This window comes from Tepidibacillus decaturensis, assembly GCF_001561915.1.
GTDB lineage: Bacteria > Bacillota > Bacilli > Tepidibacillales > Tepidibacillaceae > Tepidibacillus_B > Tepidibacillus_B infernus.
Map to the genome: position 1 here is coordinate 729231 of NZ_LSKU01000001.1, position 15192 is coordinate 744422.

At 35.3% G+C, this 15192-nt stretch carries 14 protein-coding genes, 1 other RNA gene and 2 pseudogenes; all 17 read left to right on the forward strand.

All coding sequences use genetic code 11. The features are described from left to right. The first annotated feature begins 8 nt into the window (after positions 1 to 8). The 17 genes and pseudogenes from U473_RS03475 to U473_RS15610 all read left to right on the forward strand — a co-directional run bounded on the left by U473_RS03475 (position 9) and on the right by U473_RS15610 (position 15092). The gene (locus U473_RS03475; protein ID WP_068723395.1) at positions 9 to 401 is read left to right on the forward strand and encodes a DUF4342 domain-containing protein; all 393 of its coding nucleotides are present in this window, start codon (positions 9 to 11) and stop codon (positions 399 to 401) included. A gap of 202 nt (positions 402 to 603) precedes the next feature. Then, positions 604 to 1257, forward strand: coding sequence for a helix-turn-helix transcriptional regulator (locus U473_RS03480; RefSeq protein ID WP_321164142.1), 654 nt, complete (start codon positions 604 to 606; stop codon positions 1255 to 1257). A gap of 14 nt (positions 1258 to 1271) precedes the next feature. Beyond that, positions 1272 to 2096 (forward strand): pyruvate, water dikinase regulatory protein, encoded by an 825-nt coding sequence (locus tag U473_RS03485; protein WP_068723398.1) that lies wholly within the window; start codon positions 1272 to 1274, stop codon positions 2094 to 2096. 1 nt (position 2097) lies between these two features. Further along, a pseudogene (gene ppdK, locus U473_RS03490) lies at positions 2098 to 4748 on the forward strand (pyruvate, phosphate dikinase). Positions 4749 to 4955: 207 nt separating this feature from the next. Continuing rightward, entirely contained in the window at positions 4956 to 5162 is a 207-nt protein-coding gene (locus tag U473_RS03495; protein ID WP_235589059.1) for a hypothetical protein, read from the forward strand. 62 nt (positions 5163 to 5224) lie between these two features. After that, on the forward strand, positions 5225 to 7057 hold the full coding sequence (dnaG, locus tag U473_RS03500; protein ID WP_068723400.1) for a DNA primase: 1833 nt from the start codon (positions 5225 to 5227) through the stop codon (positions 7055 to 7057). 30 nt (positions 7058 to 7087) lie between these two features. Next, positions 7088 to 8239: an RNA polymerase sigma factor RpoD gene (gene rpoD, locus U473_RS03505; RefSeq protein ID WP_068723401.1), complete on the forward strand. Its 1152-nt coding sequence runs from the start codon at positions 7088 to 7090 to the stop codon at positions 8237 to 8239. Positions 8240 to 8429: 190 nt separating this feature from the next. Beyond that, on the forward strand, positions 8430 to 9467 hold the full coding sequence (locus U473_RS03510; RefSeq protein WP_068723402.1) for a gluzincin family metallopeptidase: 1038 nt from the start codon (positions 8430 to 8432) through the stop codon (positions 9465 to 9467). Then, positions 9452 to 9895: a M1 family aminopeptidase gene (locus U473_RS03515; protein ID WP_068723403.1), complete on the forward strand. Its 444-nt coding sequence runs from the start codon at positions 9452 to 9454 to the stop codon at positions 9893 to 9895. Before U473_RS03510 ends, U473_RS03515 begins: the two co-directional genes overlap by 16 nt. Before the next feature lie 117 nt (positions 9896 to 10012). Next, entirely contained in the window at positions 10013 to 10765 is a 753-nt protein-coding gene (locus tag U473_RS03520; RefSeq protein ID WP_068723404.1) for a tRNA (adenine(22)-N(1))-methyltransferase, read from the forward strand. Next, positions 10732 to 11543, forward strand: a pseudogene (locus U473_RS03525) (Nif3-like dinuclear metal center hexameric protein). Before U473_RS03520 ends, U473_RS03525 begins: the two are co-directional and overlap by 34 nt. Positions 11544 to 11566: 23 nt before the next feature. Further along, positions 11567 to 12067, forward strand: a complete 501-nt coding sequence (locus tag U473_RS03530) for a C4-type zinc ribbon domain-containing protein (RefSeq protein ID WP_068723406.1) — start codon at positions 11567 to 11569, stop codon at positions 12065 to 12067. 104 nt (positions 12068 to 12171) lie between these two features. Beyond that, positions 12172 to 12570, forward strand: an RNA gene (gene rnpB / locus U473_RS03535) — RNase P RNA component class A. Between the two features lie 158 nt (positions 12571 to 12728). Then, positions 12729 to 14189, forward strand: coding sequence for a nicotinate phosphoribosyltransferase (locus U473_RS03540; RefSeq protein ID WP_068723408.1), 1461 nt, complete (start codon positions 12729 to 12731; stop codon positions 14187 to 14189). 5 nt (positions 14190 to 14194) lie between these two features. Next, positions 14195 to 14677, forward strand: a complete 483-nt coding sequence (locus U473_RS03545; RefSeq protein ID WP_068723410.1) for a divergent PAP2 family protein — start codon at positions 14195 to 14197, stop codon at positions 14675 to 14677. 32 nt (positions 14678 to 14709) lie between these two features. Next, positions 14710 to 14916, forward strand: a complete 207-nt coding sequence (locus tag U473_RS14915) for a hypothetical protein (protein ID WP_068723412.1) — start codon at positions 14710 to 14712, stop codon at positions 14914 to 14916. Further along, positions 14817 to 15092 (forward strand): zinc-binding metallopeptidase family protein, encoded by a 276-nt coding sequence (locus U473_RS15610; protein ID WP_201024202.1) that lies wholly within the window; start codon positions 14817 to 14819, stop codon positions 15090 to 15092. Before U473_RS14915 ends, U473_RS15610 begins: the two co-directional genes overlap by 100 nt. Positions 15093 to 15192 lie beyond the last annotated feature (100 nt).

The window sequence follows — 15192 nt, forward strand, 5'->3', positions numbered from 1 at the left end:
GGGATACCATGGAGCCCAAAAAGGAAGATGTGCTAATAGAAATTATCCAACATCGAGTACATTGTAGTCGCGAAGAAGCACGTAATTTTCTAAAAAAACACCATTATGATTTGGTATCCGCTATGAATGAAATCAACGGAATAAAAGATGGGCCAAAAGAACATGTTATCGAAGAAGTTTTTCATGTCTCTGGAGAGAAATTATTAAAAATGTTAAGGAGTCTTCTAAAACAAACGAATTTGGTCCATTTAACTCTACAAAAAGACCAGAAAGTTCTCTTATCTATTCCCATAGCTTTTGGGGTGTTCATGTTTTGGTTATATCCTTTCATTTCTACATTAACAACTCTTTACTTAATAAAAAGTAATTACACGATTAAGATATTGAAAAGAATCGCATAATGATTTCATAGGTTCCCACAAAGGTAGTTGGAATAGCTTTTAAGGAAGTCTTTACTTTTGTGGGTTTTTTTAGCTCTCATGTATCCCATTTAGGAATAGAGGGCTTTTTCTTTTAAACCTTTAATTAGTTCTTGCAGAAGTTGGAATAACAATATAGTATATACTATATAAAGAAAAAATATAAAAAGTATAACACAATTACTTGAAGGTGGTGATAACGATAGAACTAACAAATCGACAAGAATTGATTTTAAAAATTGTAAAAGATGAAGGACCAATTACTGGAGAACAGATCGCTGAAAGATTAAACCTTACACGTGCCACTTTACGCCCTGATTTGGCGATCCTCACCATGTCAGGTTTTTTGGATGCTAGGCCAAGGGTTGGTTATTATTATACAGGAAAAAAGGGTAACCAACTGATCAGTGAAACACTTAACAAAATACTTGTAAAGGATTACAAGGCAGTTCCTGTTGTCATTAAAGAAGAAGCTTCTGTTTATGATGCGATTGTGATGATGTTTTTAGAGGATGTTGGAACATTGGCAGTGATCAAGAATAAGGGGATATTAGCAGGAATCGTATCCAGAAAAGATTTGTTAAAAGCTGCAATAGGGAAACAAAATTTACAGGAAATCCCTATCTCCATTATTATGACAAGAATGCCGAATATCATTACTTGTCAATTGGATGACCCACTGGTAAATGTAGCAAACAAATTAATTCATTATCAAATTGATTCGATTCCGGTTGTGCGTCCATTTGATGGGCTTGATGGCCTTGAGGTAGTGGGTCGGATAACAAAAACGACGATAACAAAGGCATTTGTTGAACTGGTCAATGAAAAAGATATTTAGAGGAGGGAATAACCATAAGTAGCCAAAACGAAAAACCAATTATCTATGTTATTTCTGATTCAATTGGAGAAACTGCTGAATATGTGGTAAGAGCTGCTGCAAGTCAATTTAATGGGGGAACAGCTGAAATTCGAAGAATTTCTTATATTGACGACCATGAATCAATTGACGAGGTTGTTCAATCAGCGAAAGAAGTCAATGGATTAATTGCTTTTACCATTGTTGTAGCTGAATTGAAGGAATATCTTCTGAAGATTGCAGAAAAGAAGCAAGTCAAAACAGTAGATATTATGGGTCCAATGATCGATGCTTTACAGGGAATTTATAAAATGCCTCCAAAAATGAAGCCAGGATTGGTTAGGAAATTAGATGATGAGTATTTTAGAAAAGTTGAAGCGATTGAGTTTGCAGTTAAATATGACGATGGAAGGGACCCAAGAGGTATCTTAAAAGCAGATGTTATTTTGGTTGGTGTATCAAGAACCTCTAAAACCCCATTATCCATGTATTTGGCTCATAAACGTTTAAAGGTAGCAAACGTACCACTCGTTCCAGAAGTACAACCGCCAGATGAACTTTTTGAGGTTTCTAGTAAAAAAGTAATTGGTCTAAAAATAAATCCTGACCAATTAAACAGTATACGTAAAGAAAGATTAAAAGCATTAGGGTTAACCGCTCAAGCTAACTATGCCAATTATAAAAGAATTTTAGAGGAATTAGAATATTCAGAAAGAGTCATGAAAAAGATAGGTTGTCCCGTGATTGATGTATCTAGTAAAGCAGTGGAGGAGACTGCCAATATTATTTTAGATATGTTTCGTAAAGGTGGGGAAAGATAAAATGGCCGAAAAATATGTCTATCTATTCCATGAGGGGCATGCAGGAATGAAAGAACTGTTAGGTGGAAAAGGAGCCAATCTGGCGGAAATGACCCGTGTCGGGCTACCTGTTCCTCCTGGATTTACGGTTACAACACAAGCGTGTAATCAATATTATGAAAATAGTAAAGAATTATCAAATGAAATCAAAGACCAGATTGTAAAAGCTCTATATGTTCTGGAAGAGAATACAGAGAAAAGACTTGGGGGGTTGGAAAATCCTTTATTAGTATCTGTAAGATCTGGTTCAGTCATTTCGATGCCCGGAATGATGGACACTGTACTTAACTTAGGTCTAAATGATGAAACAGTTCAAGTGCTTGCTAATTTAACGGGAAATCCTCGTTTTGCTTATGATAGTTATCGCCGTTTTATTCAAATGTTTTCAGATGTTGTATTGGGAATTGAGCATTACCTATTCGAACAAGTAATTGAAGAAGTAAAAGAAAAAAAAGGATTAAAGGAAGATCCTGAATTAAGTGCATTAGATTGGCAAGAAGTCATTGCTGGTTATAAAAAAATCGTCCTCCAAAAAACAAAAGATCCATTTCCACAAGAACCTATGGTTCAATTAGAAATGGCAATCCGTGCTGTTTTTGATTCTTGGAATAATCAAAGGGCAATTGTCTATCGTAAAATCAACAAAATCCCTGATGATTTGGGTACTGCTGTCAATGTACAAATGATGGTTTTTGGAAACATGGGCGAAGATTCTGGAACAGGGGTAGCCTTTACGAGAAACCCATCTACAGGAGAACGGACTTTGTATGGAGAATTTTTAATGAATGCTCAAGGAGAAGATGTTGTAGCAGGCATTAGAACACCTAAGTCCATTCATACATTAGCAGAAATAAATGCTGAAGTATATGAATCTTTTAGTCGTATTGCAGAACGATTAGAACGGCATTACAAAGATATGCAGGATATTGAATTTACGATTGAAAAAGGAAAACTTTATTTATTACAAACCAGAAATGGAAAGAGAACTGCCCAATCAGCAGTAAAGATCGCTGTTGATATGGTAAAGGAAGAAATTATTGATAAAGAGACAGCTATATTAAGAGTGGACCCTGATCAACTAAATCAATTACTACATCGTCAAATTGACTTATCTGCGAAGTTTGATCAGATCGCAAAAGGTTTGCCAGCATCTCCAGGGGCTGCAACCGGAAAAATAGTATTTGATGCGGATATTGCGGAAAAGTTGGGAATGGCAGGTGAAAAAGTGATTTTGGTTCGTCCAGAAACCACCCCAGAAGATATTCATGGGATTGTTGCAGCCCAAGGGATACTGACAAGTCGTGGTGGTATGACAAGCCACGCAGCAGTTGTTGCTAGAGGAATGGGGAAACCTTGTATTACAGGCTGTGAAGAATTAAAAATAGATTTAAGAAAGAAAGAAATCGTCTTAAGTAACGGTCAAGTTCTTAAAGAAAAAGAGGTCATTTCTATTGATGGAAGTACAGGTAGAGTCATCGCTGGGGAAGTTAAATTGATTGACCCTCAGTTATCTAAAGAACTAATTGAATTGTTAGAGTGGTCTGATCGGATCAGGAAAATTGATGTTAGAGCAAATGCAGATAACCCGGAAGATGCGATGAAATCAAGAGAATTTGGTGCAACAGGAATTGGCCTTTGCCGAACAGAGCATATGTTTATGGAGGCTACGAGGATTCCAATTGTACAAGAAATGATCCTCTCAGAAACGGTGAAAGAACGGGAGGCAGCTCTAGCCAAACTTCTCCCAATGCAAAAATCTGATTTTAAAGGAATTTTGAAAGCGATGGCTGGTTTGCCAGTAACAATACGATTACTAGATCCACCTCTTCATGAATTTTTACCTAATGTTGAAGAATTAGTGGTAGAAATTACAAAATTAAAAATGGTGGATGAAGATTCTAAACAGTTAAGGGAAAAGGAACGACTTATGCGGAAGATTCGTCATTTGTCAGAATTTAATCCAATGCTTGGTCATAGGGGATGTCGTTTAGGCATTACCTTCCCAGAGATTTACCAAATGCAAGCAAAGGCCATTTTTCAAGCAACGATTGAATTAGCAGAAGAAGGGATCGAAGTAAAACCAGAAATTATGATTCCGCTTGTAGGACATGTGAACGAATTAAAATTGCTGAAAGAATTAGTCATAGAAACAGCGGAACAGATAAAAAGAGAAACAGGAAAATCCTTTAATTATACAATCGGTACAATGATTGAAATCCCAAGGGCAGCCTTAACTGCAGATGAAATCGCTGAACACGCAGAATTTTTCTCATTTGGAACCAATGACTTAACCCAAACTACATTTGGATTTAGTAGGGATGATGCAGAAGGTAAATTCTTGCACTATTATGTTGATCATAAAATTCTACCTGATAATCCCTTTGTCACCATCGACCAAGATGGGGTAGGAAAATTGATTCAAATGGGAACAAAATTAGGCCGTAACACAAAACCTACTTTAAAAGTAGGTATCTGTGGTGAACATGGTGGAGAAAAAAATCAATTGAATTTTGTTATCAAACAGGGCTAAACTATGTGAGTTGTTCCCCATATCGCGTTCCTTTAGCGAGATTAGCGGCAGCTCAAGCAACGATTAAACAGAAGAGAGCATAAAAGTGAATAGGTAGTTGGTAGTCAAAAATACACCAATTTATTCATTCGGTGTATTTTTTTTGCGAAAAAATAAATTTGCTACTTATTTTTTCTTGTATTTTTGTTATAATATAGATCGTTTATTCGACAAAATTCTCCTTTTATTTAAAAACTTTGTCGAGAAGGATTTTTTGTGTTTTTGTAGAATAAGTTAGATAGGAAATGAAAATGATTAAAAGATTAATTGTTGATGCAGATTCCTGTCCTGTAAAGGATGAAATCGTACAAGTAGCTAAAGAATATGTGATCTCAGTCATCTTTGTGGCATCCTTTGCTCATTTTATGAGTCGAATAGAGGGTGCCCAGATTATTTATGTTAGGCTTATACCATGCAAGATAGGGAAAATTTTGTCGAAACACTACGAAAAATTTTAAATTCTTAGCAGGAAATTTTAAACCGATGAAGAATGTAATGTGATGGAATTGAGGGTGCTTCTATGTCATCTAAGTTGATACCAGATGAAATTCTACATAATATTAGACGCCATTTTGATATAGTTGATGTGATTAGCCAATATGTTCAATTAAAAAAGAGTGGGAGGAACTTTGTTGGGCTTTGCCCTTTCCATTCTGAGAAAACACCATCTTTTTCTGTTTCTCCTGAAAAACAAATTTATCATTGTTTTGGCTGTGGTGCTGGCGGTGATGTGCTTCGTTTTATAATGGAGATCGAAAACTTTAGCTTCAGAGAAGCTGCTCTGCATTTAGGTCAACAAGCAGGTATTACGATTCCTTTGGAGCATGAGCAAACCTATTATGATCCTTTGGAACAACAAAAACAACAAATGATCCAAGTCCATGAATTAGCTAGTAAGTTTTATCATTATCTTCTGCTTGAGACAGAACATGGGCAGGAATCTTTACGTTATTTAATAGATAGAGGGTTTACAAGGGAGTTGATTGAGACTTTTTATATTGGATATGCACCCTCAGCTTGGGACACATTAAAAAACTTTTTAGTAAAAAGGGGTTTTGCTATAGAGATATTGGAGAAGGCGGGGTTAATTATTCAATCCGATGAAGGGAACTACTATGATCGGTTTAGAAATCGTGTGATGTTTCCTATTTTTGATGCTCATGGAAGAGTGATTGCCTTTGGTGGAAGGGTTTTAGATCAAAGTTTACCTAAATATTTAAATAGTCCTGAGACCCTTATTTTTAACAAAAGTAAAACACTATATAATTTACATTTAGCAAAAAAACAGATTCGAAAAAAAAGGCAAGCTATTTTATTAGAAGGTTATGTAGATACCATTGCTGTTTGGAATGCAGGCGTTGAGCAAGGGATTGCTACACTTGGTACTTCATTAACAGAAGAACATGCAAAAATCCTGCGAAGAGATGCGGATGAGGTGGTCATTAGTTATGATTCTGATTCAGCAGGACAATTGGCCATATTTCGTGCTATAGACACACTTCAAGAAGTTGGGTGTCAAATCAAGATAGTTCAAATGCCAAAGGGACTTGATCCTGACGATTATATTCGTAAATTTGGGGCTGAATCATTTAAACAAGAGATTCTTGGGAATACTGTAACTGCAACAGCTTTTAAAATCCAATATATTCGAAAAGACTATAACTTAAATGTTGAATCTGATCGAATGAAATATCTTACTCATGCGATAGATATTATAGCTGACTTAACACATGCGATTGAGCGTGAACATTATTTGAAGGGACTGGCAGATGAATTTCAGCTATCATTTGATTCCTTAAAAAATGACCTCCAGCTCATTTATTATGAAAAACGGAAAAAAAAGGAGAAAACAAGGGATAATCTGGCAGTCAAGTGGAATAATAATATAAATAATGGCAATCATCTGGGTAGATCTAAAACTTTATATCCAGCTTACTATAATGCTGAAAAATATTTAATCTATTTCATGATGAAAGATCGCCAAATTGCTGAGAAAATCCAACAGGAGATTGGAAGTGGATTTCATGTGGAGGATTTTGCAGTATTAGCGGCGTATATATATTCATATTATGGTGAAGGAAATCCAGCAGATATTAGTCGGTTTCTTTCCACCCTTCAAGACCAACATGATATTCAACTTGCAACAGAAATGGCTATGCTTGATGTGAATGAAGAGATCACAGAGGATGAGTTAAATGATTATATTATGCAAGTTAAAAAATATAATATAGAGATTATGATTAAGCAAAAAAGGGAAGAACAGCTGAAGGCAGAGCGTTCAAACGATTTTGTTAAAGCAGCCCAAATTGGACAGGAGATCATCCAATTACGTAATAAATTGAAATGGGGATAATCAGGAAATTCAGGGAAGGAGGGAATTATTATGGCGAAAGATAAGAATCTGAATGTGGAAAATAATCATGTTGATCCTGAACTTACATTGGATCAAGTAAAAGACCAGATTGTTGAAGCTGGTAAAAAACGAGGATCCGTTTCGTACAAAGAAATGATAGCTAAATTATCCACATATGACCAGGACTCCGATCAAATTGATGAATTCTTTGAATATTTAACAGATCAAGGAATTGAAATAGTCAATGATTCAGATGATGATGACCATGATAATACATTAATAATAGAGGATGATAGGGATGAAGATCTAGATGATGAGTTTGATCTAGAAGATTTAACTATTCCCTCTGGTATAAAAATTAATGACCCCGTAAGAATGTATCTTAAAGAAATTGGGCGTGTTCCGTTATTATCTGCGGAAGAAGAAATTGAATTGGCCAAACGAATTGAAAAAGGTGATGAAGAAGCGAAACGTCGCCTTGCTGAGGCTAATTTAAGATTAGTTGTAAGTATTGCTAAACGTTATGTTGGCCGTGGCATGTTATTTTTGGATTTAATCCAAGAAGGAAATATGGGATTAATTAAAGCAGTTGAAAAATTTGATTACCGAAAAGGATACAAATTTAGTACCTATGCAACTTGGTGGATTCGCCAGGCAATTACAAGAGCGATTGCAGACCAGGCAAGAACGATTCGCATCCCAGTCCATATGGTTGAAACGATCAATAAATTGATTCGAGTTTCAAGACAATTACTTCAAGATTTAGGACGTGAACCTTCTCCAGAGGAAATTGCCAAAGAAATGGATCTAAGTACTGAAAAAGTACGTGAAATTATGAAAATTGCGCAAGAGCCAGTTTCTTTAGAAACTCCTATTGGAGAAGAAGATGATTCCCATCTAGGTGATTTCATTGAAGATCAAGATGCTCTAGCTCCATCCGATGCAGCCGCATATGAATTATTAAAAGAACAATTAGAAGATGTTCTAGATACGTTAACAGAACGAGAAGAAAATGTACTCCGTTTACGCTTTGGACTTGATGATGGTCGTACAAGAACATTGGAAGAAGTTGGTAAAGTTTTTGGTGTAACAAGGGAAAGGATTCGCCAGATTGAGGCAAAAGCCTTACGAAAACTTCGTCATCCAAGCCGCAGCAAACGGTTAAAAGATTTTCTAGAATAATTCTTAAGTATTTGTTTTTCGGACCCGCAAAGCTAATTTGTGGGTCTTTTTCTTTCAATAAATATAACTAACTTCTTGTTGTTTTCAATTTTACATTTTTTAATAACCTAATGCAAATTTCCAAATAAAACTTTTTTTGGATGAATGCCTCCTTATTTGCGTATTCTATGTAAATGAGGAGTGATATCTTATGTTCCAAAAAGGTAAGCTATGGGTGATTAGTCTTTTGACCCTAGCAATATTAGGTACTGTAATTAATCTTCAAGGAATGAGTTCAAAAAGTACACCAACTTTACGTTCTTTTGCACCTTATATTACTATAAAAAGAGACCAAATTCCCAGTTATCTAATCGATATGATTTATCATGAAAATACGAAAAAAGTGACGGGAAACATGAAAGTGATGGTTCCTAATCGCACAACTAAACCATTAGATGAGCTTTATTTTCATCTATATCCAAACGCTTTTGCTAATTGGAAATGGGAAGAAGTGACCAAGCCCAAAACGAACGGTTATTTAAAAGTGATTAAAGCTTCAATCAACCAGATAGAAGCTTTTCCTCATCAGAAAGATACATTGCTAAAACTTAATTTACCTATTCCTTTACAACCGAATAAAGCAGCAATGGTGGAAATCACTTTTGAATTAAAGCTGCCAACAAGAGGGTTACGTTTAAATCAAACACCCTATTCTGCCTATTTAGCCCAATGGTATCCAATGCTAGCAGTGGTGGATAATCAGGGATGGCATATTGACCCCTATACGACAACAGGTGATCCGTTTTTTTCTGAAATTGCAGATTTTAAAGTACATGTTCAAGTACCAGAAGGATATACTGTTATTTCCTCTGCAAACGATCCACATCATGAAGTTGCAAATGAGAAACAAGTCACTTTGTCTCAACAAAAAATTAGAGATTTTGCCATGGTTATCACAAAGGAATACGAATCGATTTCTGGGATAACAAAAGATGGGGTAAAAACAAACCTTTGGTACCTATCAGATCAACAGGCGGTGGCTCCATTACTCTTAGGTGCTGCTACCGATGCAATGCAATTTTTTAATGAATCGTTTGGATCCTATCCGATGAAAGAAATAGATATTGTGCTAGCTAACTCAGGATATGGAATAGCTGGTATGGAATATCCGGGACTGGTTACATCTGATGCCTACATTGAGGAAGGGAAAAAAAGTGGCCTGCTTATCACGTTGTGGCCCATGAATTAGCTCATCAATGGTGGTATAGTACGGTAGGAAATAATCAAATTGAAGAACCATGGTTAGACGAAGGGTTAACTTCTTTTTCCGAATATCTTTATACCGAACAGGTCTTAAAGCGAAAAAATATCGATGTTTTAATGAAAAAAATCAAACAAACGACAGATCAACTTTCAGCTGAGCAAAATGTGAGTGTACTACAATCGATTTATTCTTATGGTGATTTATATGGACTATTTATTTATGCTAGACCAGCAGCTATGTTATGGGAATTAAAGGAAGAGTTTGGGGATCAGAAAGTTAAAGAATTATTACAAACCTATTATAAAAATTACCGATTCAAAATCGCTTCAACAGAGGATTTTATCCAAACGGCAAATACAGTATTCAATAAGGATATGAGCCCTTTTTTTAATCAGTGGCTCATTACTCGTTAAGAAAAATCCACAAAAGTGATAACTTACCTATGTTATTAGCATAGGTTTCTTTTTGCCTATGTATGGGTTGGAATGTATAATGGTTATGTACATAGTTTGATAAGAAAAGGTGAAATCATGGAATCAATCCAGTTATCTGAGCGTTTATTAATGATTGCACAAAATATCCCTGTAGGAAAAAGAGTAGCAGATATTGGTTCAGATCATGCCCTCTTGCCAAGTTATCTTATCCTTAATGAAATCTCTCCATTCGTCATTGCTGGTGAAGTAAATGAAGGACCTTACCAAGCTGCGAAAAGGCAAATTGAAAGTTTAGGGCTTGAAGATAAGGTTTCAGTCAGAAAAGGAAATGGTCTACAAGTGATAGAACCAAACGAAGTTCAAGTGGTTACAATTGCTGGAATGGGAGGATCATTGATTTCTCAAATTTTAGAACAGGGAAAAGAAAAAATAGATCAACTTGAACGGTTCATTTTACAGCCTAATGTTGGTGTAGATCAGGTTAGAAGATGGCTGGATCAGCATAATTGGGACTTGATAGCCGAAGAAATTTTAGAAGAGGGCGAAAAAATATATGAGATTATTGTGGCGGAAAAAAGAAGGGGAATGGAAGATCCGGTATATCGGTCAGAAAAATGGAGCAAAGACGAATTATATCGTTTAGGACCGATTTTAGTGAAAAAGCAGTCTGAGGTTTTAATTAAAAAGTGGATGATTGAATTAACAAAAGTAGAATATATCCTTGAACAGATTAAAAATTCAAAGAATGAACAAGAAAAATCTATAAAAGAAATGCAATTAAACCATGAGCAAAAATGGCTGAAGGGGGTTATCCAATGTTTGCAAAAGGACAAACCATTATTCAGTTAATGGAACAGTTTGCACCTAAACATTTTGCCATAGAAGATGATAAAATTGGTCTACAAGTAGGCACTTTAAACAAAGAAGTAAAAAAGGTAATGTTCACGTTAGATGTTTTAGAAAATGTGGTGGATGAGGCGATAGAGCATCAAGTTGATCTAATTATCTCTCATCATGCCGTTATTTTTAGACCGCTAAAAAACTTAAGAACAGATTTGCCTCAAGGACGCTTGTATGATAAATTGCTAAAAAATGATATAGCCGTTTATGTGGCTCATACTAACTTAGATTCAGTAAAAGGTGGAGTGAATGATGTTTTAGCTGAACGGCTAGAACTTCAAGAGGTAGAATTATTGGAGTCTTTCAATTCTTTAGAGTTATCAGAAAAAGCATATGGTATTGGAAGAATAGGTAAGCTTAAAGAAGTAATGTTACTTCAAGATTTCGCATTATTTGTAAAACAACAATTTCAATTGGATGGTGTAAGGATTGTTGGCGATTTAAAACGTTCTGTTAAAAAAGTAGCGATTGTTGGTGGAGATGGAAACAGTTTTGTTAGTAAAGCAGCATTTCGTGGTGCAGATGTTTTAGTAACAGGGGATATTTACTACCATGTTGCACATGATGCAATGGCTCAAAATTTAGCGATCATAGATGCTGGACATAATATTGAAAAATATGTGTTAGATCACGTAAAAGCTTATGTTGAAGAGGAATTTAAAAAAAGGAAATATCAACTAAATTATTGGTTGCAAAAATAAATACGAACCCATTTCAATTTATGTAAACACGATTTCAGGGGAGAGGAACATGTTAATCGGGAGAAAGTTTTTCGAATATGAACAAGCAAATAGAAGAATACATGAAATAGAACAAAAAGAAGTAGAATATATGATACAAAAAGAAAAATACTTAAATGAACAAGAAATTGAAAAAAGCAATATCGCTCAATTACAAGCTCAACCAATCAATGATGACATCAGAATAGAGCTTGCCCTTTGTAAGCAAAGGATTTTCTTACTACAAAAGGATTTAGATCGTTTAGAAGAAAAATGGCGTGAGGAAAGCCTTATTTTCATGCAAGAAAAATATGATTTAGAGCAAAAGATCAATGAGTTTAAAACGATCATTCCAAATCAACATTGGAAAATATATCAACGTATAAAAGAAACAAAGGAAAATCCAGTTGTTGAAGTAAAGCACCAAATGTGTACAGGCTGTTTTATGCCATTATCCCAAACTAACCTTAATCAATGGCGTCGTGGGAAAGATTTAGTTTTATGTGAAGTATGTGATCGTATCTTGGCATAATATGGTAATACAACCATCTAAACACCATTGAACTGACCGCTAATTTTTGATATAGTATTAGTTGTCGTTATTCAAGGTAACGTTTATTGTATAAGTGAAAATGGAAAGTAAGTTGGGTAATCGCTGGTGAATGATCGCAAGGTCTCACGAGAGGAAAGTCCGAGCTCCATAGGGCAGGGTGCTGGATAACGTCCAGTCAGAGTGATCTGAAGGATAGTGCCACAGAAATGGACCGCCTATGTATCATCATGTATGATGCAGGTAAGGGTGCAACCGTGGTGTAAGAGACCACGAGGAGATATGGTGACATATTTCCTGGTAAACCCCACTTGGAGCAAGACCTGATAGGAATGCACATGGAGTTGCCCGCTCCGCATTCGGGTTGGTCGCTTGAGCTGTATAGTAATATACAGCCTAGATAGATGATTACCACTTCAATGGTGGGAGCTAGAAGCGTTTTACCACTAGAAGAACAGAACTCGGCTTACAGACTTACTTTCCAAACGAAAATAAAGCGAAATATAAAGATATTTTGTTAAACAAAGTATCTTACTATATCTCGCTTTTTTCTATTTTATTTTGGCAATAATATTGCAAAACCTTAACAAATTAAATAAAATGTGTGGGAAATCAACTATTATGATATAAAGAAGGGAAACCCATGACTCCAAATCAATCCTATACTAGAAACCTGACCTTACTCACTGACTATTATCAAATTAGTATGATGTATTCACATTTTAGAAACAAGCTATTTCATAAAGAAGTTGTTTTTGACGTTTATTTTAGAAAAAATCCATGTGGGACAGGCTATAGTTTGTTTGCAGGTTTAGAGCAAGTGATCGAATACATACAAAATCTCCGTTTTACAGAAGAAGATATTGAATTTCTAGCTAAGACTTATAAATATGACAAAGAATTTTTAGATTATTTATCCGACTTTAGATTTACTGGTAACATTTGGTCTGTAAGTGAAGGAACTGTTGTTTTTCCTAATGAACCGATTGTGAGGATTCAAACGAATATCTTGGAAGGCCATTTGGTTGAAACGGCGATCTTAAATTTGATCAATCACCAAACTCTTATCGCTACGAAGGCATCTCGAGTTGTTTTTGCCGCGAATGGCGATCCAGTATTAGAATTTGGATTAAGAAGAGCTCAAGGCCCGGATGCAGGTGTATATGGTGCTCGTGCGGCCTATATTGCTGGAGTAGTAGGTACTTCTAATGTTCTAGCAGGAAAATTATATTCGATTCCTGTAAAAGGAACCCATGCTCATGCTTATATTCAAAGCTATTCTTCTGAATTAGAGGCTTTCCTTAATTTTGCTGAAGCATTTCCTAATAATCTCATTTTATTAGTTGATACATATGATACATTGGGAAGTGGAGTACCTAATGCGATTAAAACGTTTCAAATCATGAAGGAAAAATTAGGTGATCAATTTAAGAATTATGGGATTCGCCTTGATTCTGGTGATTTGGCCTATCTATCTAAGGTTGCAAGAAAAATGCTAGATGAAGCTGGATTTAATGATGCTCAAATTGTAGCGTCAAATGATTTGGATGAGAACCTGATTAGAGATTTAAAATTACAGGGGGCTAAAATTGATGTTTGGGGGGTAGGCACGAATTTGATTACTTCAAGTGATTGTCCTTCTTTAGGTGGTGTTTATAAATTAGTTGCCGAAAAAGAAGAAGATCAATTCATACCAAAAATCAAAATCAGTGAAAATCCTGAAAAGATTACCACCCCTGGATGTAAAAAAGTAGTCCGTTTTTATAATAAATACACGAAGATGGCAATATTGGACTTAGTAATGTTACAAGAGGAAGAAATACCAACCTATGATTTTATTGCCTTTGATCCGATCAATATTTGGAAAAAGAAAAGGGTTAAGGATTTTGTGGCAAAGGAAATTTTAATTCCTATCTTCGAAAATGGGGAGTTAATCTATACATTACCATCTATTGAGGAAATTAGGGCACATGCAAAAAGTGAATTAAGTACTATTGATGATGAAATGAAACGTCTTAGTAATCCTCATATTTATCACGTTGACTTGTCAAGGAAACTATGGGATTTAAAATATGATCTGATCAACAAAGAGAGGAAAAGATAACCATCATGATACTTACTGCGTTAATTCACAATTATCCCCTGATAACTGCATTTGTGTCGATGTTAATAGCTCAAATCATTAAATTTCCTCTCCTCTACATCATGGAGAAAAAACTGGAGCCAATGATTATGTTTAGTAATGGGGGAATGCCTAGTTCTCATTCTGCATTTGTTACTTCCTTGACCACAGCACTTGGCATCAAGTATGGAGTTGAATCACCTTATTTTGCAATTGCTACAGTATTTGCCCTGATTACCATGTGGGATGCGGCTGGTGTTCGTTATCAGGCGTCTGAACATGCTAGAATCCTGAATATTCTTGTACAGGATTTTCAGAATTTAGTCGAACATGTTAAATACAAAACAAAAAGAACTAGAAATCAAGTTCCATTAAAAGAGCTTTTAGGCCATAAACCATTTGAGGTTTTGGTTGGTTCGTTTCTAGGGTTTCTTATCGCTTTTATCATAAAATACTGGGTTTATCAGTGACGTCAAAAGAATCCCACAAAGGTGCAGTTAATATGTCTAAAGCAGATATAGTAAACCAATTTTTTTTTGCCAATATTTTGGAACGAATTGTTTTATCTTTAGGAAAAGGGAGAGAGGATTATTTCCGTGCTCTTTCTAAATCTTCAATGCAAATCAAAGTTATACTACAGATAGTGATTCAAATTCAGTTTATGAACAACTTTGTAAGGAAAATGGAATCCCTGTTCAAAAATTTGTAAATCGATCTGATGAAAGAGGAGGTTCAACCATAGGACCCATTTCATCTACTCAAGTGGATATTCGTTCGATCGATATAGGTAATCCAATGCTTGCCATGTATTCAATTAGAGAACTGGCAGGGGTAAAAGACCATGATTATGTGATTCAGTCTTTTAAAGCATTTTATAAATTATAAGAATAACTTCATAAGTTATTTAAAACTTTTCAAGCCTAGACCATATTTAAACATGGTAGAGGCTTTTTTTATGCCTTTACAAAATTATTCATGTTAGAAA

What these genes read in the sequence shown, in the direction of transcription:
- U473_RS03510 (WP_068723402.1), top strand. Translation starts at nt 8,430, where the DNA reads ATGTTCCAAAAAGGTAAGCTATGGGTGATTAGTCTTTTGACCCTAGCA.
- U473_RS14915 (WP_068723412.1), top strand. Translation starts at nt 14,710, where the DNA reads ATGTCTAAAGCAGATATAGTAAACCAATTTTTTTTTGCCAATATTTTG.
- U473_RS03545 (WP_068723410.1), top strand. Translation starts at nt 14,195, where the DNA reads ATGATACTTACTGCGTTAATTCACAATTATCCCCTGATAACTGCATTT.
- U473_RS03520 (WP_068723404.1), top strand. Translation starts at nt 10,013, where the DNA reads ATGGAATCAATCCAGTTATCTGAGCGTTTATTAATGATTGCACAAAAT.
- dnaG (WP_068723400.1), top strand. Translation starts at nt 5,225, where the DNA reads ATGTCATCTAAGTTGATACCAGATGAAATTCTACATAATATTAGACGC.
- U473_RS03530 (WP_068723406.1), top strand. Translation starts at nt 11,567, where the DNA reads ATGTTAATCGGGAGAAAGTTTTTCGAATATGAACAAGCAAATAGAAGA.
- rpoD (WP_068723401.1), top strand. Translation starts at nt 7,088, where the DNA reads ATGGCGAAAGATAAGAATCTGAATGTGGAAAATAATCATGTTGATCCT.
- U473_RS03495 (WP_235589059.1), top strand. Translation starts at nt 4,956, where the DNA reads ATGATTAAAAGATTAATTGTTGATGCAGATTCCTGTCCTGTAAAGGAT.
- U473_RS03475 (WP_068723395.1), top strand. Translation starts at nt 9, where the DNA reads ATGGAGCCCAAAAAGGAAGATGTGCTAATAGAAATTATCCAACATCGA.
- U473_RS03540 (WP_068723408.1), top strand. Translation starts at nt 12,729, where the DNA reads ATGACTCCAAATCAATCCTATACTAGAAACCTGACCTTACTCACTGAC.